Source organism: Thermodesulfobacteriota bacterium, from assembly GCA_040758155.1.
In the GTDB taxonomy this organism is placed as follows: Bacteria; Desulfobacterota; Deferrimicrobia; order Deferrimicrobiales; family Deferrimicrobiaceae; genus UBA2219.
This window is the reverse complement of the sequence record JBFLWB010000032.1, coordinates 1-2,398: the sequence shown is the minus strand read 5'-3', so window position 1 is coordinate 2,398 and position 2,398 is coordinate 1. Positions and strand designations below refer to the sequence as shown.

Sequence of the window (2,398 nt, the reverse complement as noted above, 5' to 3'; positions counted from 1 at the left end):
GCGGGCTGACGCCCGCGGGGCCTCCCGAGCCCGGAGGGCTACAGCGACGGCATCGGCGCCGCCGGGCCCTTCCTCACCTTCTCCTTCCCTTTCCTGCCGGCCTTTTTCTCCGCGGCCACCCAGCGGTTGATCGCATCGAGGTAGGCCTTGATCGCCGCCTCGATGATGTCGGTCGAGCTCGCGCCGCCGGCGAAGATCGTCCCGTTGGAGCGGATCCGCACCCGCGCCTCCCCCACGGCGTCCTGCCCCGAGGTGACGGCGTTCATGCCGAACTGGATCAGCTGGAACTCGTGCCCCACGATCCGCTCGATGCACTTGTACGCCGCGTCGATCGGACCGTTCCCGGTGGCCGCCTCCTCGATCACCTCCTTGTCGCGCTGGACCTTCAGGGCCGCCATCGGCGTGGCCTTCGTCCCCGACAGGATCTGGACGTGGACCAGCTTGTACGTCTCCGGGACCTTGAACATCTCGTCCTGCACCAGGATCTCGAGGTCCTCGACCATGACCTCCTTCTTCTTGTCCGCCAGCGCGAGGAACTTCTCGTAGATCGCGTCGAGCTGGGCGTCGGAAGGCGAGTGCCCGAGCGAGGCGATGTGGTGCTTGAGCGCCGCCCGCCCCGACCGGGCCGTGAGCGCGAAGGTGTGCGCCGTCACGCCGACGTCCTCCGGCCGCACGATCTCGTAGGTGGAGCGGTCCTTGATGATACCGTCCTGGTGGATCCCCGAGGAGTGGGCGAAGGCGTTGGCGCCCACGATGGCCTTGTTCCGCTGGACGGGGAGCCCCATCAGCTTCGACACCATCCGGCTCGTCTTCGCGATCTCCTTCATGTTCAGGTCGGTGTACAGCCCGGCGTAGATGTCCTTGCGCGTCTTGATGGCCATCGCCACCTCTTCCAGCGAAGCGTTTCCGGCGCGCTCCCCGATCCCGTTCACCGTCACCTCGGCCTGGCGGGCCCCCGCAAGGATCCCGGCCAGCGTGTTCGCGGTGGAAAGCCCGAGGTCGTCGTGGCAGTGCATCGAGAGCACGACCTTGTCGAGGGCGGGGACCTTCTCCTTCAGCCGCCGCACCCGGTCCGCCATCTCGATGGGCATGGCGTACCCGACGGTGTCGGGGATGTTGATCGTCGTCGCGCCCGCCTTGACGACCGCCTCAACGGTGCGGCAGAGGTACTCGAAGTCGGTCCGGGAGGCGTCCTCCGTGGAGAACTCGACGTCGCGGCAGAGCGACCGCGCGTACTTGACCGTGTCGACGCACCATTGGAGGATCTTCTCCCGGTCGGCGCGGAACTTCTTCTGGATGTGGATGTCGGAGGTCCCGAGGAAGGTGTGGATCCGTGGGCGCTTCGCCACCTTCACCGCCTCCCAGAGGGTGTCGATATCCTTCTTCACGGCCCGCGCGAGCCCCGTGATGACCGGCCCGCGGACCGCCTTCGCGATCGCCTGGACCGACTCGAAGTCGCCGGGGGAGGAAGCGGGGAACCCCGCCTCGATGATGTCCACGTTGAGCGCGGCGAGCTGCCGCGCGATCTCGATCTTCTGCTCCTTGGCGAGCTTCGCCCCGGGGACCTGCTCCCCGTCCCGCAGCGTCGTGTCGAAGATGAAAACCTTTTCCGCCATCGCCTCCTCCTTTTCTCCTTTTTCCCCCGATGAAAAGCGAAACCCCCGGGAAGAGGGTCCCCGGGGGCCGGTTGAATAAACGAAAAGCCGCGGGAACCTGCCGGTCCCGCGGCCTGTATGTCCTCGATCCTCTTCCTGCGCGCTCAGGCGGCGGTCCGGCTCCTATGGAAGCGGGGTAGGGCGAGCCCGAACGGCCCTGTGAAACGGATATGCATCGACGCGCGCTTCATGATGCTGGAAATTTTAGCGGGATGGAAACCCCCGTGTCAAGGACGATCGCCGCAGCCGAACCTTATCCATGATAGATTTTCGTTATGCGGCGCGCATTCCTTCCGATGGTCCTGATCGCGATCCTGCTCGCCGCGCCCGCCCTGGCGGATCCCCCGTCGGGGGCGGAGCGGCTGCGCCTGCTGCGCGATCTCCGCGACAACCTCGCGCTGTTCCTCTCGGGAGAGAGGCCGGCGGACATCCCGGCCTCCTCCCTGTTCTCGGTCGACCTTTCGGACGAAGAGGCGATCCGGAGGCGGACCGGCGAGCTCCGGATTTCCGCCCTTCCGGATGCTTCCCTTCCACCGGGCGCGGCCGCCTTGCCGGGCACGGACGGGGAGCTTCGGGCGCTCGAGCGGGAGGTGGCTTCGCTTCGCCTGCGCTTCCTTTCCCTGCCGCGGGAGACGAGGAAGGGGATCCTCGCCGCCCAGGGCACCATCCTGGAGCAGAGCGAAAAGGCGGAGCGGCTGGCAAGGGAACGGACCTCGGCCGAGGAGGAGCGCGGGAACGCCGCG

At 67.2% G+C, this 2,398-nt stretch carries 2 protein-coding genes; one reads left to right on the top strand and one right to left on the bottom strand.

The annotated features are described in order from the left end of the window. Positions 1-38: 38 nt before the first annotated feature. Positions 39-1,616 carry a 2-isopropylmalate synthase gene (locus AB1346_02050; protein MEW6719212.1) on the bottom strand — a complete coding sequence of 526 codons (1,578 nt, stop codon included), beginning with the start codon at positions 1,614-1,616 and terminating at the stop codon, positions 39-41. A 314-nt stretch (positions 1,617-1,930) separates the two neighbouring features. On the opposite strand from AB1346_02050, the gene AB1346_02045 reads away from it, so the two are divergent. Then, on the top strand, positions 1,931-2,398 hold a 468-nt coding region (locus AB1346_02045; protein ID MEW6719211.1), incomplete at its 3' end, for a hypothetical protein.

Coding starts and splice junctions, on each gene's coding strand:
- AB1346_02050 (MEW6719212.1), bottom strand. CDS start 1,616: ATGGCGGAAAAGGTTTTCATCTTCGACACGACGCTGCGGGACGGGGAG.